Consider the following 26,038-nt stretch of genomic DNA (forward strand, 5'->3'; position numbering starts at 1 on the left):
GAGTGCTGCTGGCGGGTTTGTGCACCGTGGACGTCGTCCAGCGGGTCACCGAGCTTCCGGCGCCGGGTGAGAAGGTGCAGTCGTTGCGGGTGGACGTCGCGGCCGGTGGGCCCGCGACGAACGCCGCGGTGACGGCCGCCGCGCTCGGCGCCGAGGCGACCTTGCTGACCGTCCTCGGCGCACACCCGCTGGCCGCGCTCGCCCGCGCCGACCTCGAAGCGCACGGCGTGCGCGTCGTCGACCTGGCCCCCTCACTCACCGACCCACCGCCGGTCAGCGCGGTGGCCGTCCGCGACCGCGACGGCGAACGCACGGTCGTCGCCCGCAACGCCGCGGACCGGAGCTTTCCCGTGAAAGCTCCGGTCTTGGACGCGGACGTCGTGCTGCTGGACGGGCACTATCCGGAACTGGCGCTGGCGGTCGCCCGGGCGGCGAAGGCGCCGGTCGTGCTCGACGCCGGGAGCTGGAAACCCGTGCTCGACGAGCTCCTCCCGCTGGTCGACGTCGCCGCCTGCTCCGCGCACTTCACCGCGCCTGGACCGGGCCTCCACGAGCGGGGCGTGCCGACCGTCATCACCACCGCGGGGCCCGGCCCGGTGCGGTGGTCCACTGCGGACGGACGCTCGGGTGAGGTGCCTGTCGCCGACGTGGAAGCGCGAGACACACTAGGTGCGGGAGACGTCTGGCACGGCGCGCTCGCCGTGGCCGTGACGCGCGAACCGACGGTGACGGACCGGATCCGCTTCGCCAACGAGGTGGCCGCCGAACGGGTGCGGCATGTGGGACCGCGGTCGTGGACGACCGCGATCGCAGGAAGGAACAGGACATGACGGCGTTCGACGACCTGCTGGCCCGGGCCGAGGGCCTGACCGTGCGCGGGCAGCGCAACGTGCTGGGCATCATCGGCGCGCCCGCGTCCGGCAAGACCACGCTGGCCTGGGCGCTGGCCAACGCGCTCGGCTCGCGCGCCGCCGTGGTCGGCATGGACGGCTTCCACCTGGCGCAGGTCGAGCTGCGCCGGCTCGGGCGCGCCGAGCGCAAGGGCGCGCCGGACACGTTCGACGCGGCCGGTTACTACCACCTGATCCGACGGCTCGCCGAAGGCCGCGAGACGGTCTACGCGCCGGAGTTCCGCCGCGAGATCGAGGAGCCGATCGCCGGCGCGGTCCCGGTCGCGCCCGAGGTCCAGCTCGTCATCACCGAGGGCAACTACCTGCTGCTGCCGGACGACCCGTGGAGCGGGATCCGGCCGCTGCTCACCGAGGCCTGGTTCCTCGCGCCGGACGAGCCCGAGCGCATCGAACGCCTGGTGTCGCGCCACCGCCGGTACGGCCGCTCGCTGGTCGAGGCCCGCCAGCGCGCGCTCGGCTCCGACCAGCGCAACGCCGACCTCATCTCGCAGACGCGGGACCGCGCGGACCTGGTGCTGGAGAACCTGCCGCTGGTCAACTTCGCGCTGTGAGCGTCCTGGTCGTCACCGGCGGCAGCCGGGGGATCGGCGCGGCCATCTGCACCCTGGCGGGCTCGCGCGGCTACGACGTCGTCGTGAACTACTCCGGTGATCCCGCGCCCGCCGCGGACGTCGCCGCGCGGGTGCGTGCGTCGGGGCGGCAGGCGGTCGCGGTCCGCGCGGACGTCTCGGTGGAGTCCGACGTCCGCGCGCTGTTCGACGCGGCCGCGGAGCTGGGCCCGGTGACCGGGCTGGTCAACAACGCCGCCATCACCGGGAACACTCCCGGACGGCTCTCGGACTACGAGGTCGACGTCGTCCGCCGGACGTTCGAGGTGAACGTCACGGGGGTGTTCCTGTGCTGCCGCGAGGCGGTCCGCCGCATGACCGACGGCGGCGCGATCGTCAACATCTCCTCGACGGCGGCCCGCACGGGCTCGGCGGGCGAGTGGGTGCACTACGCGGCGTCGAAGGCGGCGGTGGACACGCTGACGTTCGGCCTGGCACAGGAGGTGGCGGCGGCGGGGATCCGGGTCAACGCCGTCGCGCCCGGGATGATCCACACCGGGCTGCACGAGGCCGCCGGCCTGCCGGACCGGATGGCGAAGTACGCGCCGCGGATCCCGATGGGCCGCGCCGGGCAGCCCGCCGAAATCGCCGAAGCGGTGCTGTTCCTGCTGTCGACGGCGTCGTCGTTCACGACGGGCGCGGTGCTGGACGTCGGTGGCGGGCGGTGACCACTCGACCACTTTTCGTGCAACGTGAATGACCTTCGGTCACCGGCGTCCGCCTGCTGAGACGTCCGGAGACGGCGAGATCACGATCGGATGGGGAACTTGGTCACCGCCGTTTAGGCGAGCGAACGCTGTGCAACTCTGGGGAGCCGCCACGCGAAAGGACGGCTTCGAAAGCCATGGCAAAACTCATGTCCGTGCACCACCTCGCGCTCACCGTGACCGATGTGGACCGCAGCGTTCCGTGGTACGCCCGGGTCCTCGACCTCGAGGAGGTCACCCGGCGCGAAGAGTCGGACACGGGTCTGCGGAAGGTGGTGCTGCGGTCCGCGGGTGACGAGTTCTCCGTGGTGCTGGTGCAGCACGCCGACACCGGCAGACGCGGGTTCGACGAACGCCGAGCCGGCCTCGACCACGTCGCCTTCAAGGTCGGCTCGACGGCCGAGCTGGCCGAGTGGGAGGAGCGCCTCGCGGAGTTCGGCGTCTCGTACCTCCCGACGGCGCCGTCCCGCACCTTCGAGGGCTCGTACGTGGTGATCTTTCGCGACCCGGACGGCATCCAGCTCGAGATCTGGGCCGACCCCGAGCTGTGAGTCAGGCTCGGGCGTCGTCCGTCTCTTCGACCGGGCGGCGCATCTCCTGGCGGTAGCGCAGCACGCCATAGCCGGTCCCGAACACGAAGAACACGATGCTGATCCACAGCGCCGCCGTCTTCAGCCACGGCAGCGCGTCCAGCAGGCCGGCGCCGTAGTAGCCGAGCAGGACCAGCGTCGGGACCCACAGCAGCCCGCCCAGCGCCGTCGCCGCCATGAACCGGCGGGGGTCCATGCGGGCCGCGCCCGCGATCAGCGGCGCCAGCGTGCGGATCCACGGGATCCAGCGGGCCGCCACGATCGCGAAGAACCCGCGCCGGTCCAGGAACCGCTGGGCGCGGTCGAGGGCCTGGCGGTTGAGCACCTTGCCGTCGCGGCGGGCGATCAGCTTGGTGCCGCTGGTGCGCCCGATGTAGTAGCCGATCTGGTTGCCGAGCACGGCGACGATCAGCGCGGCGCCCGACAGCAGCCACGCGTTCAGGTCCGAACCGTGCTGGGCCAGCACCACACCCGCGCCGAACAGCAGCGAGTCGCCGGGCAGGAACAGCCCGATGATCAGCGCGCACTCGACCAGCACGAAGCTCAGCACGATCACCCAGACGAGCAGCGGGCCGGCCGTGTCCAGCCAGCTCACGCCGACGCCCGCGGCCTCGATGCTCACGACGTTCACCCCCCGAGCCTACGGGGCGCAGGTGAACTCCCCGCGGCCAACGGCCGAATCGAGCCGCCTGGAAGATTCCGCCCCCACGAACCGTGAAGGCCCCCTCACCAGCGGTGAGAGGGCCTTCCGGAACCAGGTGACTCAGAACTGCGGCAGCGACTCGCCCTGCACCGCTTCGATGTCCAGCTCGACCTTCACGGTCGTGCCGACCGCCGCGACCCCGGCCCGGACCATCGCGCTGTAGTTGATCGCGAAGTCGTTCCGGTGCAGCGTCGTCTCGGCGTGGAACGCCGCCCGCACACCGCCCCACGGGTCCGGGCCCCAGCCGCCGTAGGTCAGCTCGAGCTCGATCTCGCGGCGCTCGCCGTGCAGCGTCAGGTCGCCGACCAGCGTCCACGAGTCCGCGCCGCGCTGGCGCAGCCCGGAGCTGGTGAACGTGATCACCGGGTGGACGTCGACGTCGAGGAAGTCCGGCGAGCGCAGGTGGTCGTCCCGCATCCGGATGCCGGTGTCGATGCTCGCCGCCTTGATCTCGGCGTGCACCGTCGAGCGCTCGGCCGGGCGGCCGATCTCGATCCGGCCGGACACGTCCGGGAACCGCGCCTTGATGCTCGCGATGCCCAGGTGCCGCGCGGTCGCGACGACCGACGTGTGCATCGGGTCGATCACCCACGGCCCGGCCGGCGGCAGGTCGATCGCCTCGGCGACCGGGGCCAGCACGACGTCGCCGAGCGAGCCGGAGCCGTCCGAGGCGACCTGCGCCATCCGGGCGACCGGGGTGTACCCGGCCGCCGTGACGACCGCGGTGTAGCTGCCCGGCGCGAGCGCGTCGGTGACGACCTCGCCGCGGACGTCCGCCGCCTGGCGGGTGACCTGCCGCCCGGCCGGGTCGGTGACGGTGAGCACCGCGTGCTCCACCGCCCAGCCCTCGGCCGTGCGGAAGGTCGCGCGCAGGCCCGTCATGACCGGTCGACCAGCTCGTCGAAGGCCTGGTCGTAGCTCAGCTTGACGTCGTGGCCCGCCTCGCCGCCGGTCAGCTCCACCTGGCTGGTCGCCGGCGGGTACCCGCTCGCGACCACGGTGTACGCGCCCGCGGGCAGGTCGCTCACGACGTACCGGCCTTCACCGTCGGTCCGCGCGACCGCCGCGACGTTGCCCTCGGGGTCGAGCACGGTGATCCGCGCGTCCGGGACGACCTTGTCGCCTTCGGTCCGCGCGACACCGGTGAGCTGCACCGAGCTGGAGAGCTCCAGGTCGTGGCGCAGCACGCCGCTGTCCGGCACGGTCAGCGTCACCGCGACGGGCCGGTAGCCCGCGCCGCTGGCGACCAGGGTGTAGGCCCCGGCGCCGACCCCGACGAAGGCGTAGGTGCCGTCCGCGGTCGTGATGAACGCGCCGTTCACCTCGCCCCGGCCGTCGGTCAGCGTCACGGTCACGCTCGCCAGCGGGGAGCCGGTCGAGGCCGCCCGCACGGTGCCGGTCAGCTCGCCGGACCCGGTGAGCGTGACGTCGACCGTCGCCGGCCCGTTGCTGATCACGACGCTGGAGGCCTGCGGCTGGTGGCCGTGGGCCGCGACGATCAGGACGTACGCGCCCGGGCCCTGGCTCGGCACCGAGTAGCTGCCGTCCGGGGCGCCGGTGGCCCGCGCGACCTGGCGGCCGCGCTGGTCGATCAGGGTCAGCGCGGCGCCCGAGACGTGGCTGCCGTCCTGGCGGCGGACGTGCCCGGTCACCGGCACGCCACCCGCGCCGAGGGGGACGTCGATCTCGGAGTCCGCGACGGAGTTCGTGATCGGCAGCGCGCCCGACACGGCCTGGTAGTCACCGTGGCCGTTGGTGCTCAGCGCGTGCTTCCCACCACCGACCAGGGCCGGTTCGCGGTCGACCGGGTGCACCGGCTCGACGATCTCGGTCGGCGCGTCGGCGAAGTCGTGCTCGTCCGCGTCGAGCAGCGCCTCGCCGCCCTCCATGGCCGCCGCGGCCGGGGCCGCGTTGGTCAGCGGGATCTCCTTCATGAACAGCAGGACGATCGTGGCCAGCAGCGCCACCGCGCCGGCGATGTAGAACACCGTGGTGATCGAGTCGGTGAAGCCGATCAGCACCGGGGTCTTGATCGCCTCCGGCAGGTTCTGGATGCCGCTGGTGTCCCCGGACAGGCTGCCGATGCCGGCGCCCGCGCCTTCCGGCAGCTTGCCGCCGAACGCCTTCGTGATGTTCGGCAGCAGGGTGTTGAACAGGACGGTCAGGAAGATCGCGACACCGGCGGTGCCACCGATCTGGCGGAAGAACGTCGCCGACGCGGTCGAGACACCCATGTCGCTGCGCGGGCCCGCGTTCTGCACCGCGATGATCAGCGTCTGCATGCACTGGCCGAGGCCGAGACCGATGATGGCGGCCGCGACCAGCGGGTGCCACAGCGGCGAGTTGTACTCGACCTGCGCGAAGAAGAACGCGCCGGCGGCGATCAGGATGGTGCCGACGATCGGGAAGATCTTGTAGCGCCCGGTCTTCCCGGTGAGCCGGCCGGACACGATCGAGCTGAGCATGATGCCGGCCATCAGCGGCAGCATCAGCAGACCGGACTCGGTCGGCGTCTTGCCCTGCACGACCTGCAGGAACTGCGGGATCATCGTGATCGCGCCGAACATCGCGACACCGACGATGATGCCGCCGATGATCGCCACGGTGAACGTCGAGTTCTTGAACAGCCGCAGCGGGATCAGCGCGGCGTCCTGCATCCACCGTTCGATGGCGATGAACGCGATCACGCCGACGCCGCCGACGACGTAGCAAAGGATCGACTTGCCGTCGCCCCAGCCCCACTTCTGGCCCTGCTCGGCGACGATCAGGAACGGCACGACCGCGACGACCAGAGCGAGGGCGCCCCACCAGTCGATCTTGTGCTTCTGCGGGGTGTGCGGCACGTTCAGGACCCGCGCGACGACGAACAACGCGAGGATGCCGATCGGGACGTTGATCAGGAAGACCCAGCGCCAGCCGTGGATGTCGTAGCCGAAGATGCTGCCGGCGTGGTCGATGCCCGCGAAGAACCCGCCCAGCACCGGGCCGAGCACGGTCGACAGGCCGAACACCGCGAGGATGTAACCCTGGTACTTCGCCCGTTCACGCGGCGGCACGATGTCGCCGAGGATCGTCATGGCCAGCGACATCAGACCGCCGGCGCCGAGGCCCTGGACCGCGCGGAACGCGGCCAGCTCGTACATGGACTGCGCGAAGGCCGAGGCCAGCGAACCGGCGACGAAGATCGTGATCGCGGCCAGGTAGAACGGCTTGCGGCCGTAGATGTCGGACAGCTTGCCGTAGATCGGCGTGACGATCGTCGAGGTGATCAGGTACGCCGTGGTCGCCCAGGCCTGCAGGTCGAAGCCGTGCAGGTCGTTGGCGATCTTGACGATCGACGTGCCGACAATGGTCTGGTCGAGCGCGGCGAGGAACATGCCGCACATCAGGCCGCTCAGGATCGTGACGATCTGGCGGTGGCTCAGCCGGGGCGGCTGACCCACCTCGGGTTGAGCGACTGCTTCGGTGGTGGAACTCATGCGTTGGCCCCCTTGGCCGGTGCACCGGCGGACGCTGCGGCGTCGGCCAGCTGTGGAGAGTGGTTCTCGATACCTGTGTTGAGCCGGCCGAAGAGCCGGTTGAGGGTCTGGATCTCCCCGTCGGTCCAGTCCCCGAGCACTTCGGCCAGCCACTGGTTGCGCTGCTTGCGGTTCTCTTCGAACACCCGCATGCCCTCCGCCGTCGGCGCGAGCAGGCAGGCCCGCCCGTCCTCGGGATCGGCCTGGCGCTCGACCAGGCCGTGCTGGACGAGGGAGCTCGACTGCCTGCTGATCGTGGAGATCTCGGAGTGGAGCGAGTCGGCGAGCCGGCTGGTGCGCTGCGGGCCCTCGTGGATGAGGGTGAAGAGGATCGCGTAGGCCGCCCGTTCGATGCCGTCCGGACCCTGCTTGGACACCTGCGACTTCGCCTTGTTGATCAGGCGGACCAGGCGCACCAGCTCGTGGCCGAGCTGGTCGGCGAGGTCGAGCTCGGCGGTCGGCCGGGTGGCGGAGCTGTTCGGTGCCATGGCGATCCTTAACACGCGGGCGGCGTTGGTTGGCGGCTGCAACTAGTTGCCTCAGGCAAGGATGTGCCTTCATCAGCGGTTGTGCAAGCGGAGCGTGGCCGATGTGTCGGAACACACTTTAGTTGCCGTATGCAAGCAGATTTCTCCCGGGTTGCGTGGGGAACAACGGCCGCCGTCGCCGGTTGGAAAGGGGTATGACCGACGACACAGCGCTGAGGGACTTCCTCGCCAGTCACCGCCACGGCGTCCTGGCCACGATCCGCCGGGACGGGCGGCCCCAGCTGTCCACGATCACGCACCTCTACAACGCGGAGACGGACACGATCACCGCGTCGATCACCGAGACCCGGGCGAAGACGAAGAACATGCGCCGCGACCCGCGGGTCAGCTACCACGTCGGCAGCGAGGACGGCTGGAGCTACGTCGTCGCCGAAGGGCGGGCCACGCTCACGCCGCCGGCCGCGGCCCGGGACGACGAGACGGTGGAGGGCCTCGTCGACTACTACCGCCGGGCCTCGGGGGAGCACCCGGACTGGGACGAATACCGCGACGCGATGGTGACCGACCAGCGGGTGCTGCTGACGGTGCACATCGACAAGATGCACGGCCTGATCCGCTGAACCGGCGGAATCGAAACAAAATTTCCGCAGTGCGGACTATCCGGGCTTACCATGAGGGCATGGGCAACGATGCACTGGTCACCCGGCTCCGCGACCTCGTCGGCAAGAGCGCCGTGCTCACCGACGCCGACGTCACCGCCTCCTACTCGCGCGACATGATGCCGCTCGCGCCGTCCGGCGAGCCGCTCGCCGTGGTGCTGCCGTCGAGCACCGAGGAGGTGCAGGCCGTCGTCAGGGCGTGCGCCGAAGCGCGGGTGCCGATCGTGCCGCGCGGCGCGGGCAGCGGCCTGTCCGGCGCCGCGAACGCCATCGACGGCTGTGTGGTGCTCTCGCTCGTCAAGCTCGACCAGATCGTCGAGATCGACGCCGGGAACCGGCTGGCCGTCGTGCAGCCCGGCGTCGTCAACCTCGACTTCCGCAACGCCGTCGAGAAGGACGGGCTGTTCTATCCGCCGGACCCGTCCAGCTACGACTGGTGCACGATCGGCGGCAACCTCTCCACCAACGCCGGCGGGCTCTGCTGCGTGAAGTACGGCGTGACCACGGACTCGGTCCTCGGTCTCGAAGTCGTCCTGGCCGACGGCTCACTCCTCAAGACGGGACGGCGCACGGTCAAGGGCGTCGCCGGGTACGACCTGGCCCGCCTGTTCGTCGGCAGCGAGGGCACGCTCGGCGTCATCACCCAGGCGACGGTGCAGCTCAAGCCCCTGCCCCAGGCCCCGGCGACGTTCGTCGCGGGCTTCACGACCACGGAAGCCGCTGGTGAGGCCGTCGCCCGGGTGGTGCGCGAAGGGCTCGTGCCGTCGTTGCTGGAGATCATGGACGCGTCGTCGATCAAGGCGTCCGAGACGTACCTGAAGACGGACCTCGGAGCGGGCTCGGACTGCCAGGCGCTGCTGCTCGGCCAGTCCGACGCCGGCGGCGAGGTCGCCCGCCGCGAGCTGGCGGCGCTGGAGCAGATCTGCGTCGACTGCGGCGCGGACCTCGCGTACACGACCGAGGACCTCGAAGAGGGCCGGATGCTGCTGCAGGCCCGCCGGGTGGTGCTGACGGCCCTGGAGACGTACGGCCTCTGGCTGACCGACGACGTCTGCGTCCCGCGCACCCGCATCGCCGAGCTCATCCGCGGCTGCGAAAAGGTGAGCTCCGAGGTCGGTCTGCGCATCGCGGTGGTCGGCCACGCCGGCGACGGCAACATGCACCCGACGATCGTCTACCAGCCCGACGACCCGGACGAGTTCGCCCGGGCCCAGCGCGCGTTCGACGAGATCCTCGAGGTCGGTCTGTCCCTCGGCGGCACGGTGACCGGTGAGCACGGGGTCGGCAAGATCAAGCGCGAGTGGCTGGAGCGGGAGATCGGGCCGATCGGGATGCGCGTGCACCGGCAGATCAAGCAGGCGCTGGACCCGGAGAACCTCTTCAACCCGGGGTCGATGTTCTCGATGACCTGAGGCGGCCGGGTGCTCAGTCCTTGATGCGGGGGATGCGCTGGGTGACCTCGGGGTCCGCCTCGGCCAGCGCCTTCTTCTCGCGGCGGGACTTCAGGAACTCCAGTGCGATCGGCACCACCGACACCAGGACGATGAGCACGAAGATCGCGTCGACGTTGTCGCGGATGAAGCCGATGTTGCCGAGCAGGGACCCCAGCACCGTGATGCCCGCGGCCCAGAGGATGCCGCCGATGATCGTGTACGTGAAGTAGCGCTTCGGGTCCATGCGGCCGATGCCCGCGATCCACGTGATGAACGTCCGGACGAACGGGACGAACCGGGCCAGGACGACCGCCTTCGGGCCGTGCTTCTCCAGGAACTCGTGGGTCTTGTCGACGTACTCGCGCTTGAAGAACTTCGAATCCGGCCGGTTGAACAGCTTGGGCCCGACGAAGTAGCCGATGTAGTACCCGACGACGTTGCCGAGCAGGGCCGCGACCGTCACCAGCACACAGACCAGCCACAACGGCGCGTCGAGCGTGCCGTTCGCGATGAAGAGGCCCGCCGTGAACAGGAGGGAGTCGCCGGGCAGCACCGGGAAGATGCTGCTCTCGATGAAGATGATCAGGCAGAGCACCGCGATGACCGGTGTGGTCAGGCCGCTCAGCAGGTGCTGCGGGTCCAGCCATGACGGCAGCAGGGACATCGTGTTGACCGTGCTCTGGGCGAGAATCACCTCAAAAACGGTACAGGGTCACCCTGAGTCGTTACTGAGACCCGGTCAGACCAGCGTGAGCAGCCCCACGACGGACCCCGCCGCGAGGCCCAGCAGCACCGCGAGCATCAGGATCCAGTACACCGGCAGCTGCGCCGCCTGCCGGACCGGGAGCGGTTCCGGGCGCGGTGCGTAGGCGGTCGGGGCGTCGGCGGCCGCGTCGAGGGCCGCCCGCTCGCGCTCCAGGGAGTCCGCGCCGGCGCCCGAGAGCAGCCCGTACGCCGAGGGCAGCTCGTTGATCGCGCTCGTCGGGACCGCGTCGGTGCCCGGCTCCGGCGGCGGCGACGGCGGCGAAGACGAAGACGACGCCTCCGAAGGCGGCGGCGACGCCTGCGGGGCGAAGACGGCTTGCGCGCGAAGGGCGTCCGCCAGCAGTTGCTCGGGGTCCTTCGGCTCGCTCATCTCCGCCCGTCCGTCGTAGGAAGCTACGTGCTCAAGGTAGCCGTACCCACCTCGGCGACCCATTCACCCCGGCGCAGCACCTTCGCCGGCCGCAGGTCCTGGTCGAGGACGACGATGTCGGCCGCGTACCCGGGGCACAGCATCCCGGTGCGGTCGGCGATGCCGAGCAGCTCGGCGGGCCGTTGCGACGTCGCGTGCACCGCGTCGAGGATCCCGAGTTTGGCACCCCGGACGAGGTTGCGGAAGGCGGTGTCCATCGTCAGGGTGCTGCCGGCCAGCGAACCGTTGTCGGCGAGGGTGGCGACGCCGTCGTGCACGTCGACCTCGAGGCGGCCCAGCGTGTAGCGGCCGTCGGCGGCGTCGGTGGCCGACATCGCGTCGGTGATCAGCACCGTCCGGTTGCGGCCGGCGTGCTTCGCGGCCAGCCGCACGACCGTCGGGTGCAGGTGCACCAGGTCGCAGATGAGCTCGATCGTGATGCGCTCGTCGTCGAGCAGGGCCCCGACCGGCCCCGGCTCGCGGTGGTGCAGCGGCCGCATGCCGTTGAACAGGTGGGTCGCGACCGTCGCGCCCGCGTCGATCGCCGGCAGCAGCTGCTCCTCGACGCCGTCGGTGTGCCCGATCGCGGCGATGACGCCCGATTCGGCCAGCTGCCGGACGGCCTTGATCCCGCCGTGCAGCTCCGGGGCGATGGTGACCATCCGGATCGCGCCCTGGCCGGCGCGCAGGAGCTTCTCGACCGTCCCGGTGTCCGGTTCGAGCAGGGTTTCCGGATCGTGCGCCCCGCACCGGGCCTTCGAGATGAACGGCCCCTCCAGGTGGATGCCCGCGACCTCGCCGTCCTGGACGAGCTCACGCAGCGCGGCGACCTGCTCACGCAGGATGTCCACCGGATCGGAGACCAGGCTGGCGAGCATGGTCGTGGTGCCGTGACGGCGGTGCGCCCGCACCGCCGTCAAGAGCTCCTCGGGATCGAGGGAGGTGAACGAAGCACCTCCCCCGCCGTGGCAGTGGGTGTCGACGAATCCTGGCACGACCAGTGCCCCGCCGACGTCCACGTGTTCGCCGGACGGCGGGGTCCCCGAACCCACGCCGGCGATCCGCCCGTCGGAGACGGCTACCCAGCCGTCGTCGAGTACACGGTCCGGGGCGGCGACCCGGCCGCCCATGATCACAAAATCTCCGGCGCCTCTCACGCACCCCAGCATATATTGGTCTGGACCAAGCATGGTGATACGACTCAGTGATCGGAATGGTCCACCCGGGTCACTGTGGGGCCTGCATGGCCTTCTGGAGTGCCTCGAGAGCCCGGCTGGCGGTCGACTTAACGGTACCCTTGGAGATGCCCGCGGCCTCAGAGATTTCGGCCTCGCTCAGCCCACCGTAGTAACGCAGCACCAGCACCTCGCGCTGGCGCGGCGGCAGCTTGGACAGCGCGCTGACCACGGCCTGGTGCTCGCTGGAGAGCATCGCGAGGCTCTCCGCCGACCGGGCGTTGACCGCGTGCGGGGGCACGTACTCCCGCGCGGTCTTGCGCCGGCGCAGCACGCTGCGCGACCCGTTGACCACCGCGGTGCGCAGGTAGCCGACGGCGGCCGCGGCGTCCCGGAGCCGTCCCCAGTTGCGATGCAGGCCGGTGAAGGCCTCCTGGACGACGTCTTCCGCGGTCGCGGGCTCGTCGACCAGCAGGATCGCCAGCCGGACCAGCCGCATGCGGTGCTGGCGGTAGAGGTCTTCGAGGGTCAGCGGCGCCGGCGTCTGAGCCGGGGCCGGACCGTCCATGACCCGCAGGTGGCCGAGGGTTGCCTCGACACTGCGTTCCGCATTGCCCTCGAGCATGAACCCCTGCCTGTCCTCGACCCCGGTTTGCACGGTGTGCCGCGTCAGCAGGTTCACGGTATTCACAGCGCTCACACAGGTACTGACGCACGCCCAGCCTATCGGGTTGGCCTGCCGCCGCCACAGATCGGATGCTGGGACACGACGGTGACCCGGGTAGCGTCGGTCCCGTCCCGCCCCCGCCCGACCCCGGAGATCCACATGGCCTGGTACCTCGTCGAAATCACCTACGTCCAGGAGAAGATGCCGGAGGTCCGGCCCCGGCACCGCGAGTTCCTGCGGAACCTGGCCGCGGACGGGCGTGTCGCGGTCGCCGGGCCGCTGGGCGACGGCTCCGGCGGCATCACGCTCTACCAGGCCGACGACGAGGCGCACCTCAAGGAGACGATCGACCAGGACCCGTACTTCGTGGAGGGCGTGGTCGCGGAGCGGTCGATCCGCGAGTACAAGCCGGTCATCGGCGCCTGGGTGCCCGACGCGTCATAGGTCGAGCACGGCGGTGCCGCGGTCGACGCAGAGCCGCATCGGCTCGCCATCGGCCGTCGGCACCGCGCAGGTCCCGCAGAAACCCTGGCGGCACGAGTACGCCGTACCGGGCCGCGCTTCGAGGACGACGTCGAGCGCCGAACGGTCGCCCGGCACCTCCAGGACTCGCCCTGACCTGCGAAGAGTCAGCCGGAACGGCTCGCCGGACACGATCGGCGGCGGTGCGAACCGCTCGAAGTGGACAGCCTTGGCCGCGGTCAGCGCCAGGTCGACGCGGACCCCGGTGATCATCGGCGCCGGGCCGCAGCAGTACACCGACGCACCGTCCGGGACGCCTTCGAGGAGCTCGGCGCCGGACGCCGGGATGCCGTAGTCGGTGTCCGGGCGGATCCGGACGCGCTCGTCGCCCTCCAGCTCGTCGAGGAACGGCATCGACGCGCGGCTGCGACCGGTGTAGACCAGCCGCCAGTCCGCGCCGAGGGCCTTCGCGCGGCGGACCATCGGCAGGATCGGCGTGATCCCGATGCCGCCCGCGACGAACAGGAACGGCCCGTCGCCGACGAACGGGAACGCCGTCCGCGGGCCGCGCACGGTGACGCGTGTCCCGGGGCGCAGCGCGTGGACCTCGCTCGATGCGACGCCGATCTTGCGCACGGCGATGCGGTAACACGAGTTTTCGGTCGGGTCGCCGCACAGCGAGTACTGCCGCACGAGCCCGGACGGCAGCACGAGGTCGAGGTGCGCGCCCGGCCGCCAGCCGGGGAGCGGCCCGCCGTTCGCGAGGCGCAGGCTGACGACGTCCTCGGCTTCGGCGCGAATGTCCTCGACCACCAGCGGCAGGTCCCGGTCGACGGCCCGCACCGGCGGCCGACGGCGGCCGCTGAAGGTGGACAACCGGCGGTAAACCCCCACGACACCGACCAAAGTGGACAACAGGTGGTCGGTCCGCGTGCTGCCGTCGAGCCGGGTGGGCCGGCCGAGCGTCACTCCGCCGCCCGTGCGGCGGGAGAGCTCGCCAGGTAGGCCACCGCCTGCTCGGTGCTCCCGGTCTCGGTCGGGTGATAGCGCTTTCGGAAGTACGGCCGGATCTCACGCGCCAGCTGACGCCCGGTCGGCAGCAACCCGCGTTTCGCCGCCCGGCGGTAGCCCCGCAGCGACGCGCGGCCGGGCCGGGTCGGATCGTTACGCATCAGATATCGCGTGCCACGGGCGAAGACCCAGGCGAGCACCGGTGTCACCGCGGCCATGCTGCGGACGCGGCGGGTGTACCGGCCGTCGAGGTGCATGAACAGGTCGAAGGCGACCGACCGGTGTTCGACCTCCTCGGCGCCGTGCCAGCGCAGCAGGTCGAGCATCACCGGGTCGGCGCCGGCCCGCTCCAGGGGCGCGTCGAGCACCCACTGGCCGAGGAACGCGGTGTAGTGCTCGATCGCGGCGACGATCCCGAGCCGTTCGACGAGCCACTCCTCGGCGGCCCGGCCGGTCAGGTCCCGGTCGCCGAGCAGCTTCCGGAACAGCCACTCCATCTGCGCGATGAACGGCCGCACGGGCACGCCCGCGGCCTCGAGGTGCGTCGCGGCGCCGTCGTGGGCCTCGGCGTGCACGGCCTCCTGGCCGATGAACCCGAGGACGTCCGCCTTGAGCCGCTCGTCGCGGATCAGCGGCACGGCCTGCTTGAACACCTCGACGAACCAGCGCTCGCCCTCGGGCAGCGCCAGGTGCAGGACGTTGATCGTGTGCGTCGCCTGCGGCTCGCCGGGGATCCAGTGCATCGGCAGGCTCGCCCAGTCGAACTTGACGTCCCGGGCGTGCAGGACGAGCTGCTCGTCCTCGGCCGTCACGACGCGCGCCCGGAAAGCTCGTAGTCGGCGGGGTCCACCTTCCGCGTCTCCAGCCAGTAGCGCCAGGTGAAGCCCGGCCAGATCGTCCGGTTCACGCCCTTGGCGTCGAGGTACCAGCTCTTGCAGCCGCCCTGCGTCCAGACGCCCTTGACGAGCTTGTCCTGGATGTCCTGCTGGAACTTGTCCTGCACACCGGGCCGGACGTCGACCGCCGCGGCGCCGCGCGAGTCGGCGAGCTTGATGGCGTCGACGACGTACTTCGACTGCGACTCGATCATGAAGACCACGGAGTTGTGGCCCAGCGCGGTGTTCGGGCCGAGCAGGAAGAACAGGTTCGGGAAGCCGGAGACGGTGATGCCCTTGTGCGTCCGCATCCCTTCGACCGCCCACTCCTTGGCGAGGTTGCGGCCGTCGGCGCCGGTGATGTCGAGGTACTCCAGCGCGTCGGTCACCTTGAAGCCGGTGCCGTAGATGATCGCGTCGACCTCGTGCTCGACCCCGGCGGAGTCGACGATCGAGTGCGCCTTGACCTCCTTGATCCCGGCCGTGTTCACGTCGACGTTCGGCCGGCTCAGCGCCGGGTAGTAGTCGTTGGAGATCAGGACGCGCTTGCAGCCCATGGTGTAGTCCGGCGTGACCTTCTTGCGCAGCGCGGAGTCTTTGATGCCCTTGGCGATGTTGCGCTTCGCGATCAGCTCGCCGGCCTTCATGATCCCCGGGTGGCCGTTGAAGCCGACCGCGCGGACCTCGAGCAGCCAGTAGAGCGCGTTGCGGTAGAGGCGCTGGGTGCCGGGGACGCGCTTGAACAGCGTCTGCGCCCAGTCCGGCATCGCGTGGTCGGGCTTGGGCATGATCCACGGCGGGGTGCGCTGGAAGAGCGTCAGCTCGGCGACGTCCGGGGCGATCTTCGGGACGAACTGGACCGCGCTGGCGCCGGTGCCGACGACGGCGACCTTCTTGCCGCGCAGGTCGTACTCGTGGTTCCACTGCGCGGAGTGCCAGGTCTGGCCCTTGAACTTCTTGATCCCGGGCAGCTCGGGGACCTGCGGGATGTGCAGGCCGCCGACCCCGGAGACGAGGAACTGCGCGGAGAACTCGCGGCCGTCCTTGGTGGTCGCCGTCCAGCGGCGTTCCTTCTCGTCCCAGTGCGCGCCGGTGAGCTCGACGCCGAAGCGGATCTTCTCGCGCAGCCGGTACTTGTCCGCGACCCCCTTGAGGTAGTCGAAGATCTCCGGCTGCGGCGAGAACGACCGCGACCAGGCGGGGTTCTGCTCGTACGAGAACGAGTACATGTGCGACTGCACGTCACAGGCGCACCCGGGGTACGAGTTGTCGCGCCAGGTGCCGCCCACCTCCGCGGCCTTCTCCAGGATCACGTAGTCCCGGATGCCGGCCTTTTCGAGCTGGATCGCCTGGCCGAGCCCGGAGAACCCGGTGCCCACGATCACGACCTTGAACCGCTCGGTCATCTGTCTCGGCCTCCGCTGCTTCGAGGAAACTGCGGAGATGACGTTACCTCAAGTAACAGTTACTTGGAAGTACTACCTACCGACTAGTACGTCCCGCCGAGCTTCGTGTGGTCCCAGCTGACGATCTTCGTCGGGTGGAAGACCAGCCCGATCCGCTTGGGGGCCTGACCTGCGATGAAGGCGCTCAGTTCGGACGGTACGGGGTCGCCCGGCTTCGCGCCCGCGTACCGCTGCATGAGCGTGATGCCCATCCGGGTGACCTCGTCGGTGTCTTCGACGAGCTGGACGTCGGCCTCGAGCGAGACGCCGCGGAGCTTCTCGTAGCTGTCGCCGTCCTCGATGAGCACGGTCGCCTCCGGCAGCCGCCGGAGGTTCTTCGCCTTCTGCGACGTGCCGTACGTCCAGGTCGCGACGCCGTCCTCGTGTGGGAAGTACCAGAGCGGCGCGAGGTGCGGGCGGCCGTTCGGGCCGACGCTCGCGACGTTGATGACCTTCTGCTCGCCGAGGTACGCGCGCACCTCGTCCTCGGTCATCCGGATCTGGTCACGACGGGACATCTTCACCCCTTGGTGGCGGCTCGCCCACCGTGGCCGGTGACCGCCGACTCGAACGCGCCGCGCGCCTCGATGTCGGCCAGCGCGGCCTTGTCCGCCGAAGGTACCCGGCTGCGGGACCCGATTTCGATGATCGGCGGGAGGAACGCGCGGAGCAGCTTGAGGCCGCCGACCCAGCGCGGCACGTGGATGGTCCGGGCGCGCTTGAGGATGCCCGCTTCGAGGTCGTCGAGGGCGACGTCCAGCGGGTAGGTCTTGCCGATCAGGCCGGGCATGGACGAGCGGAGCTTGCCGAACACCGGGTGCGCGTCGGCGCTTTCGACCAGGTCGGTGCGGATCCACGTCGGGTGCGCGACGCCGACCTTGACACCCAGGTGCGCGACCTCGGCGCGGAGGCTGTTGGAGAACGCTTCGACGCCGGCCTTGGCGGCGGCGTAGTTCGCCATGCCCGGCGCGTGCGTGATCGCGGCGAGGCTGGAGATGGCGAGCAGGTAACCCTTGCGGTTGATCACGTGCGGGAGCGTGACGCGGAACGTGCGCCAGACGCCGAGCAGGTCGACCTCGATGACCTTCTCGAACGCGGCCCGGTCGACCGAGCGGACGAAGCCCGCGGTCGCGATGCCGGCGTTGGCGATGACGATGTCGATGCCGCCGAAGTGCTCGACGACGCCGGCTGTGGCCGCTTCGAGGGCGTCCCAGCTGGTGACGTCGGCTTCCCAGGACTTGGCGTTCGCGCCGATGCGGTCGGCGACCTTCTTCTGCTCCTCGGCTTCGAGTCCGACGAGGGCGACCTTCGCGCCGCGCGCGGCGAGCCGTTCGGCCAGACCGGCACCGATGCCGCGGGCCGCCCCGGTGATGAGGACCACCTTGCCGTCGACCTTCTTGGTGCCGCTGAGCAGCGAAAACGGGTTGGCCACGGTGCCCTCCTAGACGTCGCTTGAGGGCACCGTACCTCACCTTACCCGCAGTAAGCTACCCCGTAGTAAGTTAGCTTTCGCGGGAAAGCTCCGCCACTTCGTCCGGAGTCAGGTCGAGCGTGACCGACGCGATCAGGTCGGTGAGCTGCTCGGGCGTGCGGGCGCTGGCGATCGGCGCGGCGACCGTCGGCTGCGCGCGCAGCCAGGCGAGTGACACAGTGGCGACCGAGACGCCGTGGGCAGCGGCCACTTCGTCGAGCTTGGCCAGCACGCGCTCGCCGGTACCGTCCAAATAGGACTCCGCCCGGCCGGCGCGCGGGCTGTCGCTTTCGGCGCCTTTCGTGCGGTACTTGCCGGTGAGGAAGCCCTTCGCGAGGGCGAAGTACGGCAGCGTCGCCAGGCCTTCGCGTTCGACGAGCGGCGCGAGGTCACGCTCGTAGTCGCGCTCGACGAGGTTGTAGTGCGGCTGCAGCACGGCGTACCGCGCGAAGCCGTTCCGGTCCGAAATGGACAGTGCGTCGGCGAGCCGCTCGGCGCTGTAGTTGGACGCCCCGAGGTGGCGGACCTTGCCCGCGCGGACCAGCGCGTCGAACGCTTCCAGCGTCTCCTCGAGCGGGGTGTCCGGGTCGTCCCGGTGTGCGTAGTAGAGGTCGATGTGGTCGGTCTTGAGGCGGCGCAGCGAGTCCTCGGCCGCCTCCTGGATGTTCTTGGCCGACAGGCCCGGCCGCCGGTCCCACGCGCCGGCCTTCGTCGCGACGACGACGTCGTCCCGGTTGCCGCGCGCGGCGAGCCAGCTGCCGAGAATCTCCTCGGAGCCGCCGCCCCCGCCGTAGAGGTCGGCGGTGTCCACGAAGTTGCCGCCGGCCGCGGTGTAGGCGTCGAGCACGGCGAAGGACTGCGCCTCGTCCGCCGTCCAGCCGAAGACGTTGCCGCCGAGGTTGAGCCCGTAGACGTCGAGGTCGGTGTTTCCCAGCTTGGTCATGCTTCCGACGGTAGTTCGCCGCCGGCGGGAGGAAAATCGACGTCCCACGCGTTGGAGAGTTCCATGGCTATCGAACTGGGCAAGCTCGGGATCTGGAAGTACCACGCGAACGTCGACGCGAAGTTCGCGGCGGAGGCGGAGAAGCTCGGCTACGGCGCGATCTGGCTGGGCGGCTCACCCACCGGCGACGACCTTTCGCCGGTCGACGACCTGCTCGCGGCGACGGACTCGCTGGTCATCGCCACCGGCATCGTGAACATCTGGCAGGACGACCCGGCGTCGATCGCGAAGGTGTACGAGCGCATCGCCGGCAAGTACCCGGACCGCTTCCTGCTGGGTGTCGGCGCGGGCCACCGCGAAGCGACGAAGGAGTACAAGAAGCCGTACGCGGCCCTGGTCGAGTACCTGGACGGCCTGGACGCGGCGGGCGTCCCGGTGTCCGGCCGCGCCCTGGCGGCGCTGGGCCCGAAGGTGGTGGAGCTGTCGGGTTCGCGTACGGCGGGCGCGCACCCGTACCTGACCACGCCGGAGCACACCCGCGACGCCCGCTCGATCCTCGGCGAGGGTCCGCTGCTGGCGCCGGAGCACAAGGTGGTCCTCTCGACGGACCCCGCCGAGGCGCGCGCGATCGGCCGTCAGACGGTGAAGTACTACCTCGGACTGTCCAACTACGTCGCCAACCTGCGCAAACTCGGCTTCACGGACGCCGACCTGGAGGGCGAGGGCAGCGACCGCCTGATCGACGCACTGGCGTTGCACGGCGACGCGGCCACGATCGCCCGGGGCTTGTCCGCTCACCTGGACGCCGGCGCGGACCAGGTGGTCGTCCAGGTGCTGAACGAAGACCCGTGGCCCGCCTACCGCGCGCTGGCTGCCGAACTGCGGTGACGCGGTCCTTCTGAACCGATCCGACGTGCGGGGAAGTTTCTCCCCGGGGACCGGTGTGCGGCGGCGGTCCACCTCGTACGATGCGGTCGGGACCACCCTGTGCCAAGGAGGAGTAACGATGCCCATCGCCACCCCCGAGGTCTACGCGGAGATGCTCGACCGGGCCAAGGCGAACGAGTTCGCCTACCCGGCCATCAACGTGACCTCGTCCGAGACCGTGAACGCCGCCATCCGCGGGTTCGCCGAGGCGGAGAGCGACGGCATCATCCAGTTCTCCACCGGCGGCGCCGAGTTCGCCTCGGGCCAGAAGGTCAAGGACATGGTCGTCGGCGCGACCGCCCTCGCCGAGTTCGCCCAGGTCGTCGCCGCGCACTACGACGTCAACGTCGCGCTGCACACCGACCACTGCCCCAAGGACAAGCTCGACGGGTTCGTCCGGCCGCTGATCGAGATCTCGGCCGAGCGGGTCAAGAACGGCCAGAACCCGCTGTTCCAGTCCCACATGTGGGACGGCTCGGCCATCGACCTCGACGAAAACCTCGAGATCGCCACGGAGCTGCTCGCCAAGACCGCCGCCGCGAAGATCATCCTCGAGGTCGAGATCGGCGTCGTCGGCGGCGAAGAGGACGGCGTCGAAGCCGAAATCAACGAGAAGCTCTACACCGCCGAAGGCGACTTCCTCAAGACGATCGACGCGCTGGGCTCCGGCGACCGCGGCCGCTACTTGCTGGCGGCGACGTTCGGCAACGTCCACGGCGTGTACAAGCCGGGCAACGTGAAGCTGCGCCCGGACGTGCTCAAGGGCGGCCAGGAAGCGGCGGCCAAGAAGCTCGGCCTGGACGCCGGGTCGAAGCCGTTCGAGCTGGTCTTCCACGGCGGCTCGGGTTCGCTGCCGGAGGAGATCCGCGAGGCGGTGTCCTACGGCGTGGTGAAGATGAACGTCGACACCGACACGCAGTACGCGTTCACCCGCCCGATCGTCGACCACTTCTTCAAGAACTACGACGGTGTCTTGAAGATCGACGGCGAGGTCGGCAACAAGAAGGTCTACGACCCGCGCTCGTACCTGAAGGCCGCGGAGGCCGGCATGGCCCAGCGCGTGGTCGAGGCCTGCCAGGCCCTCGGCTCGGCGGGCACGAAGCTCAAGTAGTCGCACGCGAAGGGGCCGCCACGAGTTCGTGGCGGCCCCTTCGTCTGTTCAGACTTCGCCTCGCCGGAGCGCGCGTCCCGGGTCTCGCGGCATCAGAAGCTCCACCTCGACGCCTTTGGCCGTTTTGGTCGTGTAGGCCTCGCACCGGACGACCAGGTTCTGTTCCGCGAACCGCTCGACCATCGCTCGGTACCGTTCGGTCATCGCAAAGGTGAGCTGGCCGACGCGTTGGTCGCCGAGGCGGACTTCGATGGCCCGTCGGCCCTGGTACTTGCCGCTCTCGATCGCGCAGAACGTCAACGACGCCACGACCTCGCGGTACTCCTGCTCGCCCGCGGGGGCGAAGTGGCGAAGGACGTCCTGATGGTTTTCTTCCTTGGTCACCGTGCACGACCAGGCGTTCCGGAGCAGCACGTCCGAGTCCGTCAGCTTCGCGACGACCGGGTCTTCGGGCACTTTGCGGACCCGGAGTTCGTCGGGCCGGGCCACGTGGAGGTAGATGCCGTAGGACTTCTCCCCGCCGCCGGTGATGCGCGCCGGGCAGGTACCCAGCGCGCCCTCGGTGCGGAGTTTCAGCAGCTCAGGTTGGTAGTCCTCGGCCCAGCTGGCGGACAGGTAGCCGACCTTGAGCGGGCAGTTGCCCAGCAGGACGTCGACCCGGACGGCGTTGCCGTCCCACGGGTTCTCAGGCTCCGGCACGAGGACGGCTGTCACGGGCAGGTGGTCTTCGAACCGCGTGCCGAAGGCCCTTCCGTCGGCGGCGCGGCGAAGTGCGTCTTGGTAGTGACTCTCGCCGACGACGGCGAGCCGGCCGTCATTCGAAAGGGGGACGAGCTCGAGGCGGGCCCCGCCGGGGCTCGGGGGGCGGCCACCGGACCGCTGATCTCGGCCGGAGGTCGGTTGCCGAGGACGTTCTGCCCGCGCTCGGTTCGGCGGAGTGACGGTCACCGGCGGGCGTGGCGCGGGAGCCTGCCTGGTCGACGGGAAGAAGCCCTGCGTCCCGGGCTGCGTAGAACCCTGCGTGTGCGGCGCCTTGTTCTTTCGCGAAAAGGGCCACATGTCCTCATCCTCCGACGTCGGCGCGGTTGGATCACGCGTGACTCGGAGTCGTCGTCGTCCGGCCCTTTGTTACTGGGCAGGGAGGGTCGCTCGTCGCGCCGCCAGGCGGCGCGACGCCGGGCCGGTCGCCGCCCACAGTACGAACAGCCCGGCCAGGACCACCGCCGCCGTCCAGTACGCCACCGGGGGTGCCGACTCCGTGTGCGCGTCACCCAGCACCCAGGGCCGGAACTGCGACTGCAGCCACAGCGCGCCGTAGCCGAACGCCGTAACCAGCAGCGCTCCGGCGCCCGCCGTCAGCAGCCCGTGACCGCGGCCGATCGCGAACGCCAGGTCGACCGCCACCCCCACCGCCAGCAGGTAGAACGGGATCGTCGACACGGGGAAGCCCATCCCGAGCAGCAGCGGCCACATCACCCCGCGGTACGCGATGTACGCCAGCGCCACCGCAGACGCCGACCAGCGGAAACCCAGGGTCTTGCGGGCCAGGACGAGGATCAGGGCCATCACGCCGATGCCCCACAGCGGGTACACCCACTCCGGGATCGGCATCGTGAAGTGCAGGATCGCGGCCCGATCGACCGGGTGCCCGATCTGGTTGGCCGCGAACGACAGCAGGGACGGCTCGGCCTCCGGCGCGCCGCGTTCCCACGCCCGCAGGCCGAGGATGCCGTACTCCTGCTGGCCGTTCGGGAAGAACGTGTTCTCCAGGAAGAACGCCCACAGCGCGAGCAGCACGCCGGTGCGGAAGCGGCCCGGGGGCGACAGCCGCAGCCAGCCCAGCAGCACGCCCGCCTGCATGATGCCCGTGCCCAGGTAGAGCATCATGTGGGACGGGCTCCACGCGGTCAGGTCGAGGCCGTTGACGCGGTGGTTGATGACGTCCAGCGGCGCCGCCACGAGGAACACCAGCAGGCCGGTCTGCATCAGGCGCAGTGACGTCTTGTCGGCGCCGAGGCCCGTGTAGCTGTGGATCGCCACCAGCACGACGATGATCACCGTGCCGACGGTGTTGATCAGGTGCGGCGGCGCCAGGTCGTCACGCAGCCACATGAAGTGCCACGACATGTCCCACGACGACCCGACCAGCTTGAACGCGAACGCGGCCAGCCACATCCCGTAGCAGAACCGCAGCACCCACTCCGGCGTCGGCTGCCCGGGGGCGCCGCGGTGCCAGTGCCGCGAGAAGAACAGCCGCGTCTTGCCGATCGGGCTGCGCGGGATCACGTCCACGGGGACGTCGACTGCCTTGGCCATGCGGACATCATGGCCGGTCATGGTCACGAGCGGGCCAAGACCGTGGTGAAGGACGCGAAAATGGGGATTCACCCCTAAGGGTGGACGATTTGCCTTCGGCGTGCGTCGCTTGGCAGGGTGTGCCGCCATGATGCCGAAACGACTTGTGGCCGCCGTCCTGATCGGCGCGCTGGTGCTGGCCGGCGGTGGGGTTCTCGCGGGTCTGTTCTTCTGACCCCCGTGCAGAATGGGCGGCATGACGCACAACCTGCTCGGCCCCGAGCCGACGCTGCTGCCCGAGCACACCGCCGCCCAGGCCGCGCTCGACGCCGGGAACGACCCGGCCGCCGTCGCCGCCGAACACCCCGACTACAGCGAGGCGTGGGCCTCGCTGGCCGAGAAGGCCTTCGACGCGGGTGAGACCGTCGCCGCGTACGCCTACGCCCGCACCGGCTACCACCGGGGTCTCGACCAGCTGCGCCGCGCCGGCTGGAAGGGCTTCGGCCCGGTGCCGTGGGCGCACCGGCCGAACCAGGGGTTCCTGCGCGCGCTGGCCGTGCTCGGCAAGGCCGCCGGGAAGATCGGCGAGACCGAGGAGTACGACCGCTGCCGCACCTTCCTCGCCGACTCGGACCCCGCCGCCGCGGAAGCCACCGGCCTGAAGTGACACCCGGCGTCGTGAGTGTTCCGGGCGGTTAGAACCGCCCGGAACACTCACGAGAGCCGCGGCAGGCGTAAACCGTGAGGTGGTCACCATGGCAAGCCCCGCGCCGCGCGGGCGGCCGCGCAAGCTCCCCGTCGGGGAGCAACGGGCGCGCGTGCTGCAGGCGACGGCGAAGGTCGTCGGGCAGCACGGGATGCAGGGCGCGACGATCGAGCAGATCGCGCGGGAGGCCGGCGTCTCGCGCCAGGCCGTCTACGAGCAGTTCGGCGACCGCGCGACGCTGTTCGCCGAGGTCGTGGCCGAAACCGAGGAGCGGGCCTTCGCGGCCATCGCGGGCCCGTCGGTGGCCGACCCGCAGCCCGGCCTGCGGGCCTGGGCGCGGGCCAACTACGCCAACATGGTCACCTTCGTCGCGGACAGCCCGGAGGCCTACGGGGTGCTCCGCGCGGCCGAGCGCGCGGGCGACCCCGCCCTCACCCGCCTGAGGGAGCGGCTGGCCGTCGTTTACACCGAAGCCAGCCGCAAGCGGTGGGCCGCGCACGGCATCGACTCCGGGCGCGCCGACCGCGCGCTCGTCACGCTCTTCTTCGCGATGACCGAGTCACTGGTCCAGGCCACTTGGGACGGCGCGCCGCCGGACCAGGAGGCCCTCATCGACCTGCTCACCGAGTTCACCGTCGGGGGCGTCGCCCGCCTGCAGGCCAAGGCGGGCGACGTCATCGAGCGGCTGCGCTAGACGACGGCCATCTCGGGTAGGGCGACCGAACCGACCACCCGGTTCCGGCCGCCGTGTTTGGCCGCGTAGACGGCCGCGTCGGCGGACGCCATCACCGCCTCGATGGACACCCCGTCGAGCGGGTACGCGGCGACGCCGATCGACGCCGTCTGGCGTTTGATGTCGACGGCCGCGCCTTCGTTGGTCGTGGTGCTGATGATCAGCTCGCTGACCCGTTGCCGGATCCGCTCCGCGGTGACGATGGCGTCCTCTTTGGAGGTCGCGGGCAGCAGCGCCACGAACTCCTCGCCGCCGAACCGGCCGACCAGGTCGTGCGCCCGGGTCTCCTGCTTGACGACGGCGGCGACCGCCTTGAGCACGTCGTCCCCGGCGAGGTGCCCGTAGGTGTCGTTGATCCGCTTGAAGTGGTCGAGGTCGATCATCATCGCGCCGAAGCTGCCCTGCTCACGCTCGGCGCGCGAGATCTCGCGCTGGGCGCCGTCCTGCCAGGTGGTGGCGTTGAGCAGCTGGGTCTTCTGGTCGGTGGTGGCGAGCTCCTCGAGCCGCTTGATCAGCACGGACCGCTGCAGCACGTACAGCGGCAGGATGACCAGCCCCGACAGCAGCGGCTCCTCGTTGAGCACCATCACCAGCAGCGCGCCGACGCACAAAGTGGACAGTTCGAGCAGGTTGTCGTCCATGGTGCCCAGGCACGACGCGGGAGTCGCGTTCTCGGGGTCGGCGAGGTAGAGGCCGAGACCGGTGAGCGCGGTGTTGACCGTGAAGAACGCGAGGCCGGCCAGCGTCACGGTCGCGACACCGCTGCCGAGGGTCATGTGACCCACAACACCCCCGGCGAACGCCGACAAGATCATCGTCGTGGCGTTGGCGGCGACGCGGTGAAATTCACCCGGACGGGTGCCGGACCAACTACGGAACGCGAGATAGACGTAGAGCACGAACCCGAGCGCGGCGACCAGCTGAGCCGGCAGCAGCAGGCCGGCGGGCAGCAGCCACACCGAAGTCATCGAGATGTAGGGCCCCTGGCTGAGGATGCGGCGCTGCCGCTCCAGCCGCCGGCTGACCTCCGTCTGGGTCACCGCCAAGGCTGTGAGCAGCGCAAACGTGCCAACCTGGGCGAGCGTGACCGGCACGGTCAACAGGGACACGGCCGTCCACGTGAGCATGACCGTGATGGCGGTCAGCGTGGCGATGATCCAGTCGCGGGGGCGTGTCCACAGTGCCCAGCCCCGCACGCGAGAAATCAAGTCTTGGCCGCCCTGTTCCCCCGATGTGACCATTTTTCCCCCAGCCCCTTGCGCGGATGTTCGGTGACAAAGTACTCACAGACAGTTTCAGACCGTTTGCCAGCTGTCCACAAGGGCAATCGGTGTGTACTTTTTCTTTGACACCGGAACGAGAGGTGGCCAGCGATGCGCGGCAAAGAACAGTGACCGCACAGCGCACCGCAAGGTCGCGCAGGTCG

Annotated in this window: 28 protein-coding genes; 11 read left to right on the forward strand and 17 right to left on the reverse strand. The window is 70.3% G+C overall.

What is annotated here, in order from left to right; genetic code table 11:
* The first annotated feature begins 2 nt into the window (after positions 1 to 2).
* From ACZ63J_RS21810 to ACZ63J_RS21825, 4 genes are all read left to right on the forward strand, one after another.
* A complete protein-coding gene (locus ACZ63J_RS21810) occupies positions 3 to 830 on the forward strand; it encodes a PfkB family carbohydrate kinase (protein ID WP_465439635.1) in 828 nt (275 codons plus the stop codon).
* A complete protein-coding gene (locus ACZ63J_RS21815; protein ID WP_465306954.1) occupies positions 827 to 1,462 on the forward strand; it encodes a nucleoside/nucleotide kinase family protein in 636 nt (211 codons plus the stop codon). The genes ACZ63J_RS21810 and ACZ63J_RS21815 overlap by 4 nt, the downstream gene beginning before the upstream one ends.
* Entirely contained in the window at positions 1,459 to 2,187 is a 729-nt protein-coding gene (locus ACZ63J_RS21820; RefSeq protein WP_465439594.1) for an SDR family oxidoreductase, read from the forward strand. Before ACZ63J_RS21815 ends, ACZ63J_RS21820 begins: the two co-directional genes overlap by 4 nt.
* A gap of 176 nt (positions 2,188 to 2,363) precedes the next feature.
* Positions 2,364 to 2,777, forward strand: coding sequence for a VOC family protein (locus ACZ63J_RS21825; protein WP_465439596.1), 414 nt, complete (start codon positions 2,364 to 2,366; stop codon positions 2,775 to 2,777).
* 1 nt (position 2,778) lies between these two features.
* On the opposite strand, the gene ACZ63J_RS21830 is transcribed toward ACZ63J_RS21825, so the two are convergent.
* From ACZ63J_RS21830 to ACZ63J_RS21845, 4 genes are all read right to left on the reverse strand, one after another.
* On the reverse strand, positions 2,779 to 3,447 hold the full coding sequence (locus ACZ63J_RS21830) for a DedA family protein (protein WP_465406515.1): 669 nt from the start codon (positions 3,445 to 3,447) through the stop codon (positions 2,779 to 2,781).
* Between the two features lie 132 nt (positions 3,448 to 3,579).
* Positions 3,580 to 4,401, reverse strand: a complete 822-nt coding sequence (locus ACZ63J_RS21835) for a YceI family protein (protein ID WP_465333579.1) — start codon at positions 4,399 to 4,401, stop codon at positions 3,580 to 3,582.
* Entirely contained in the window at positions 4,398 to 6,998 is a 2,601-nt protein-coding gene (locus ACZ63J_RS21840) for an MFS transporter (protein ID WP_465406513.1), read from the reverse strand. The genes ACZ63J_RS21835 and ACZ63J_RS21840 overlap by 4 nt, the downstream gene beginning before the upstream one ends.
* Positions 6,995 to 7,525, reverse strand: a complete 531-nt coding sequence (locus tag ACZ63J_RS21845) for a MarR family winged helix-turn-helix transcriptional regulator (protein WP_465333583.1) — start codon at positions 7,523 to 7,525, stop codon at positions 6,995 to 6,997. Before ACZ63J_RS21845 ends, ACZ63J_RS21840 begins: the two co-directional genes overlap by 4 nt.
* 194 nt (positions 7,526 to 7,719) lie before the next feature.
* Here ACZ63J_RS21845 and ACZ63J_RS21850 point away from each other — a divergent pair, with 194 nt between their 5' ends.
* Both ACZ63J_RS21850 and ACZ63J_RS21855 read left to right on the forward strand, forming a co-directional pair.
* Positions 7,720 to 8,145: a PPOX class F420-dependent oxidoreductase gene (locus ACZ63J_RS21850; RefSeq protein WP_465406511.1), complete on the forward strand. Its 426-nt coding sequence runs from the start codon at positions 7,720 to 7,722 to the stop codon at positions 8,143 to 8,145.
* Positions 8,146 to 8,204: 59 nt separating this feature from the next.
* Positions 8,205 to 9,596, forward strand: coding sequence for an FAD-binding oxidoreductase (locus ACZ63J_RS21855; RefSeq protein ID WP_465406509.1), 1,392 nt, complete (start codon positions 8,205 to 8,207; stop codon positions 9,594 to 9,596).
* 13 nt (positions 9,597 to 9,609) lie between these two features.
* On the opposite strand, the gene ACZ63J_RS21860 is transcribed toward ACZ63J_RS21855, so the two are convergent.
* From ACZ63J_RS21860 to ACZ63J_RS21875, 4 genes are all read right to left on the reverse strand, one after another.
* Entirely contained in the window at positions 9,610 to 10,311 is a 702-nt protein-coding gene (locus ACZ63J_RS21860) for a DedA family protein (protein ID WP_465406507.1), read from the reverse strand.
* 45 nt (positions 10,312 to 10,356) lie between these two features.
* Positions 10,357 to 10,752, reverse strand: a complete 396-nt coding sequence (locus tag ACZ63J_RS21865) for a hypothetical protein (protein WP_465406505.1) — start codon at positions 10,750 to 10,752, stop codon at positions 10,357 to 10,359.
* A 23-nt stretch (positions 10,753 to 10,775) separates the two neighbouring features.
* Entirely contained in the window at positions 10,776 to 11,927 is a 1,152-nt protein-coding gene (gene nagA, locus ACZ63J_RS21870; RefSeq protein ID WP_465406606.1) for an N-acetylglucosamine-6-phosphate deacetylase, read from the reverse strand.
* Positions 11,928 to 12,018: 91 nt separating this feature from the next.
* Positions 12,019 to 12,591, reverse strand: coding sequence for an RNA polymerase sigma factor (locus ACZ63J_RS21875; RefSeq protein ID WP_308677894.1), 573 nt, complete (start codon positions 12,589 to 12,591; stop codon positions 12,019 to 12,021).
* A gap of 201 nt (positions 12,592 to 12,792) precedes the next feature.
* On the opposite strand from ACZ63J_RS21875, the gene ACZ63J_RS21880 reads away from it, so the two are divergent.
* Complete coding sequence (locus ACZ63J_RS21880; protein ID WP_465406503.1) at positions 12,793 to 13,077, forward strand: YciI family protein; 285 nt, start codon at positions 12,793 to 12,795, stop codon at positions 13,075 to 13,077.
* Here ACZ63J_RS21880 and ACZ63J_RS21885 read toward each other — a convergent pair.
* The 6 genes from ACZ63J_RS21885 to ACZ63J_RS21910 all read right to left on the reverse strand — a co-directional run bounded on the left by ACZ63J_RS21885 (position 13,072) and on the right by ACZ63J_RS21910 (position 18,840).
* Positions 13,072 to 14,064, reverse strand: a complete 993-nt coding sequence (locus ACZ63J_RS21885; RefSeq protein ID WP_465406501.1) for a PDR/VanB family oxidoreductase — start codon at positions 14,062 to 14,064, stop codon at positions 13,072 to 13,074. The genes ACZ63J_RS21880 and ACZ63J_RS21885 overlap by 6 nt on opposite strands.
* Positions 14,061 to 14,918 carry a metal-dependent hydrolase gene (locus ACZ63J_RS21890; RefSeq protein ID WP_465406499.1) on the reverse strand — a complete coding sequence of 286 codons (858 nt, stop codon included), beginning with the start codon at positions 14,916 to 14,918 and terminating at the stop codon, positions 14,061 to 14,063. Before ACZ63J_RS21890 ends, ACZ63J_RS21885 begins: the two co-directional genes overlap by 4 nt.
* Positions 14,915 to 16,387, reverse strand: a complete 1,473-nt coding sequence (locus ACZ63J_RS21895) for a flavin-containing monooxygenase (protein ID WP_465406497.1) — start codon at positions 16,385 to 16,387, stop codon at positions 14,915 to 14,917. The genes ACZ63J_RS21890 and ACZ63J_RS21895 overlap by 4 nt, the downstream gene beginning before the upstream one ends.
* 83 nt (positions 16,388 to 16,470) lie before the next feature.
* Entirely contained in the window at positions 16,471 to 16,944 is a 474-nt protein-coding gene (locus tag ACZ63J_RS21900) for a pyridoxamine 5'-phosphate oxidase family protein (RefSeq protein WP_465333595.1), read from the reverse strand.
* A gap of 2 nt (positions 16,945 to 16,946) precedes the next feature.
* Entirely contained in the window at positions 16,947 to 17,858 is a 912-nt protein-coding gene (locus tag ACZ63J_RS21905; RefSeq protein ID WP_465406495.1) for an SDR family oxidoreductase, read from the reverse strand.
* A gap of 70 nt (positions 17,859 to 17,928) precedes the next feature.
* Positions 17,929 to 18,840, reverse strand: a complete 912-nt coding sequence (locus ACZ63J_RS21910) for an aldo/keto reductase (protein WP_465406493.1) — start codon at positions 18,838 to 18,840, stop codon at positions 17,929 to 17,931.
* A 63-nt stretch (positions 18,841 to 18,903) separates the two neighbouring features.
* On the opposite strand from ACZ63J_RS21910, the gene ACZ63J_RS21915 reads away from it, so the two are divergent.
* Both ACZ63J_RS21915 and fbaA read left to right on the forward strand, forming a co-directional pair.
* Positions 18,904 to 19,728: an LLM class F420-dependent oxidoreductase gene (locus ACZ63J_RS21915; RefSeq protein WP_465406491.1), complete on the forward strand. Its 825-nt coding sequence runs from the start codon at positions 18,904 to 18,906 to the stop codon at positions 19,726 to 19,728.
* A gap of 118 nt (positions 19,729 to 19,846) precedes the next feature.
* A complete protein-coding gene (gene fbaA, locus ACZ63J_RS21920; RefSeq protein ID WP_465406489.1) occupies positions 19,847 to 20,878 on the forward strand; it encodes a class II fructose-bisphosphate aldolase in 1,032 nt (343 codons plus the stop codon).
* 48 nt (positions 20,879 to 20,926) lie between these two features.
* Here the strand turns inward: fbaA and ACZ63J_RS21925 are convergent, their stop codons facing one another.
* The gene (locus tag ACZ63J_RS21925) at positions 20,927 to 21,592 is read right to left on the reverse strand and encodes a hypothetical protein (protein ID WP_465406487.1); all 666 of its coding nucleotides are present in this window, start codon (positions 21,590 to 21,592) and stop codon (positions 20,927 to 20,929) included.
* Between the two features lie 414 nt (positions 21,593 to 22,006).
* Positions 22,007 to 23,194 (reverse strand): hypothetical protein, encoded by a 1,188-nt coding sequence (locus ACZ63J_RS21930; protein ID WP_465406485.1) that lies wholly within the window; start codon positions 23,192 to 23,194, stop codon positions 22,007 to 22,009.
* 235 nt (positions 23,195 to 23,429) lie between these two features.
* Here ACZ63J_RS21930 and ACZ63J_RS21935 point away from each other — a divergent pair, with 235 nt between their 5' ends.
* Both ACZ63J_RS21935 and ACZ63J_RS21940 read left to right on the forward strand, forming a co-directional pair.
* Positions 23,430 to 23,840, forward strand: coding sequence for a DUF3151 domain-containing protein (locus tag ACZ63J_RS21935; RefSeq protein WP_465312890.1), 411 nt, complete (start codon positions 23,430 to 23,432; stop codon positions 23,838 to 23,840).
* Between the two features lie 88 nt (positions 23,841 to 23,928).
* Positions 23,929 to 24,573, forward strand: a complete 645-nt coding sequence (locus tag ACZ63J_RS21940; RefSeq protein ID WP_465406483.1) for a TetR/AcrR family transcriptional regulator — start codon at positions 23,929 to 23,931, stop codon at positions 24,571 to 24,573.
* On the opposite strand, the gene ACZ63J_RS21945 is transcribed toward ACZ63J_RS21940, so the two are convergent.
* Entirely contained in the window at positions 24,570 to 25,739 is a 1,170-nt protein-coding gene (locus ACZ63J_RS21945; RefSeq protein WP_465313117.1) for a sensor domain-containing diguanylate cyclase, read from the reverse strand. The genes ACZ63J_RS21940 and ACZ63J_RS21945 overlap by 4 nt on opposite strands.
* Between the last annotated feature and the right edge of the window lie 299 nt (positions 25,740 to 26,038).

It is taken from the genome of Amycolatopsis sp. NPDC104863 (assembly GCF_055582965.1).

Coding starts and splice junctions, on each gene's coding strand:
- ACZ63J_RS21815 (WP_465306954.1), top strand. CDS start 827: ATGACGGCGTTCGACGACCTGCTGGCCCGGGCCGAGGGCCTGACCGTG.
- ACZ63J_RS21825 (WP_465439596.1), top strand. CDS start 2,364: ATGGCAAAACTCATGTCCGTGCACCACCTCGCGCTCACCGTGACCGAT.
- ACZ63J_RS21835 (WP_465333579.1), bottom strand. CDS start 4,401: ATGACGGGCCTGCGCGCGACCTTCCGCACGGCCGAGGGCTGGGCGGTG.
- ACZ63J_RS21840 (WP_465406513.1), bottom strand. CDS start 6,998: ATGAGTTCCACCACCGAAGCAGTCGCTCAACCCGAGGTGGGTCAGCCG.
- ACZ63J_RS21845 (WP_465333583.1), bottom strand. CDS start 7,525: ATGGCACCGAACAGCTCCGCCACCCGGCCGACCGCCGAGCTCGACCTC.
- ACZ63J_RS21850 (WP_465406511.1), top strand. CDS start 7,720: ATGACCGACGACACAGCGCTGAGGGACTTCCTCGCCAGTCACCGCCAC.
- ACZ63J_RS21855 (WP_465406509.1), top strand. CDS start 8,205: ATGGGCAACGATGCACTGGTCACCCGGCTCCGCGACCTCGTCGGCAAG.
- ACZ63J_RS21865 (WP_465406505.1), bottom strand. CDS start 10,752: ATGAGCGAGCCGAAGGACCCCGAGCAACTGCTGGCGGACGCCCTTCGC.
- ACZ63J_RS21875 (WP_308677894.1), bottom strand. CDS start 12,591: ATGCTCGAGGGCAATGCGGAACGCAGTGTCGAGGCAACCCTCGGCCAC.
- ACZ63J_RS21880 (WP_465406503.1), top strand. CDS start 12,793: ATGGCCTGGTACCTCGTCGAAATCACCTACGTCCAGGAGAAGATGCCG.
- ACZ63J_RS21895 (WP_465406497.1), bottom strand. CDS start 16,387: ATGACCGAGCGGTTCAAGGTCGTGATCGTGGGCACCGGGTTCTCCGGG.
- ACZ63J_RS21900 (WP_465333595.1), bottom strand. CDS start 16,944: ATGTCCCGTCGTGACCAGATCCGGATGACCGAGGACGAGGTGCGCGCG.
- ACZ63J_RS21910 (WP_465406493.1), bottom strand. CDS start 18,840: ATGACCAAGCTGGGAAACACCGACCTCGACGTCTACGGGCTCAACCTC.
- ACZ63J_RS21915 (WP_465406491.1), top strand. CDS start 18,904: ATGGCTATCGAACTGGGCAAGCTCGGGATCTGGAAGTACCACGCGAAC.
- fbaA (WP_465406489.1), top strand. CDS start 19,847: ATGCCCATCGCCACCCCCGAGGTCTACGCGGAGATGCTCGACCGGGCC.
- ACZ63J_RS21930 (WP_465406485.1), bottom strand. CDS start 23,194: ATGGCCAAGGCAGTCGACGTCCCCGTGGACGTGATCCCGCGCAGCCCG.
- ACZ63J_RS21935 (WP_465312890.1), top strand. CDS start 23,430: ATGACGCACAACCTGCTCGGCCCCGAGCCGACGCTGCTGCCCGAGCAC.
- ACZ63J_RS21940 (WP_465406483.1), top strand. CDS start 23,929: ATGGCAAGCCCCGCGCCGCGCGGGCGGCCGCGCAAGCTCCCCGTCGGG.
- ACZ63J_RS21945 (WP_465313117.1), bottom strand. CDS start 25,739: ATGCTCACGTGGACGGCCGTGTCCCTGTTGACCGTGCCGGTCACGCTC.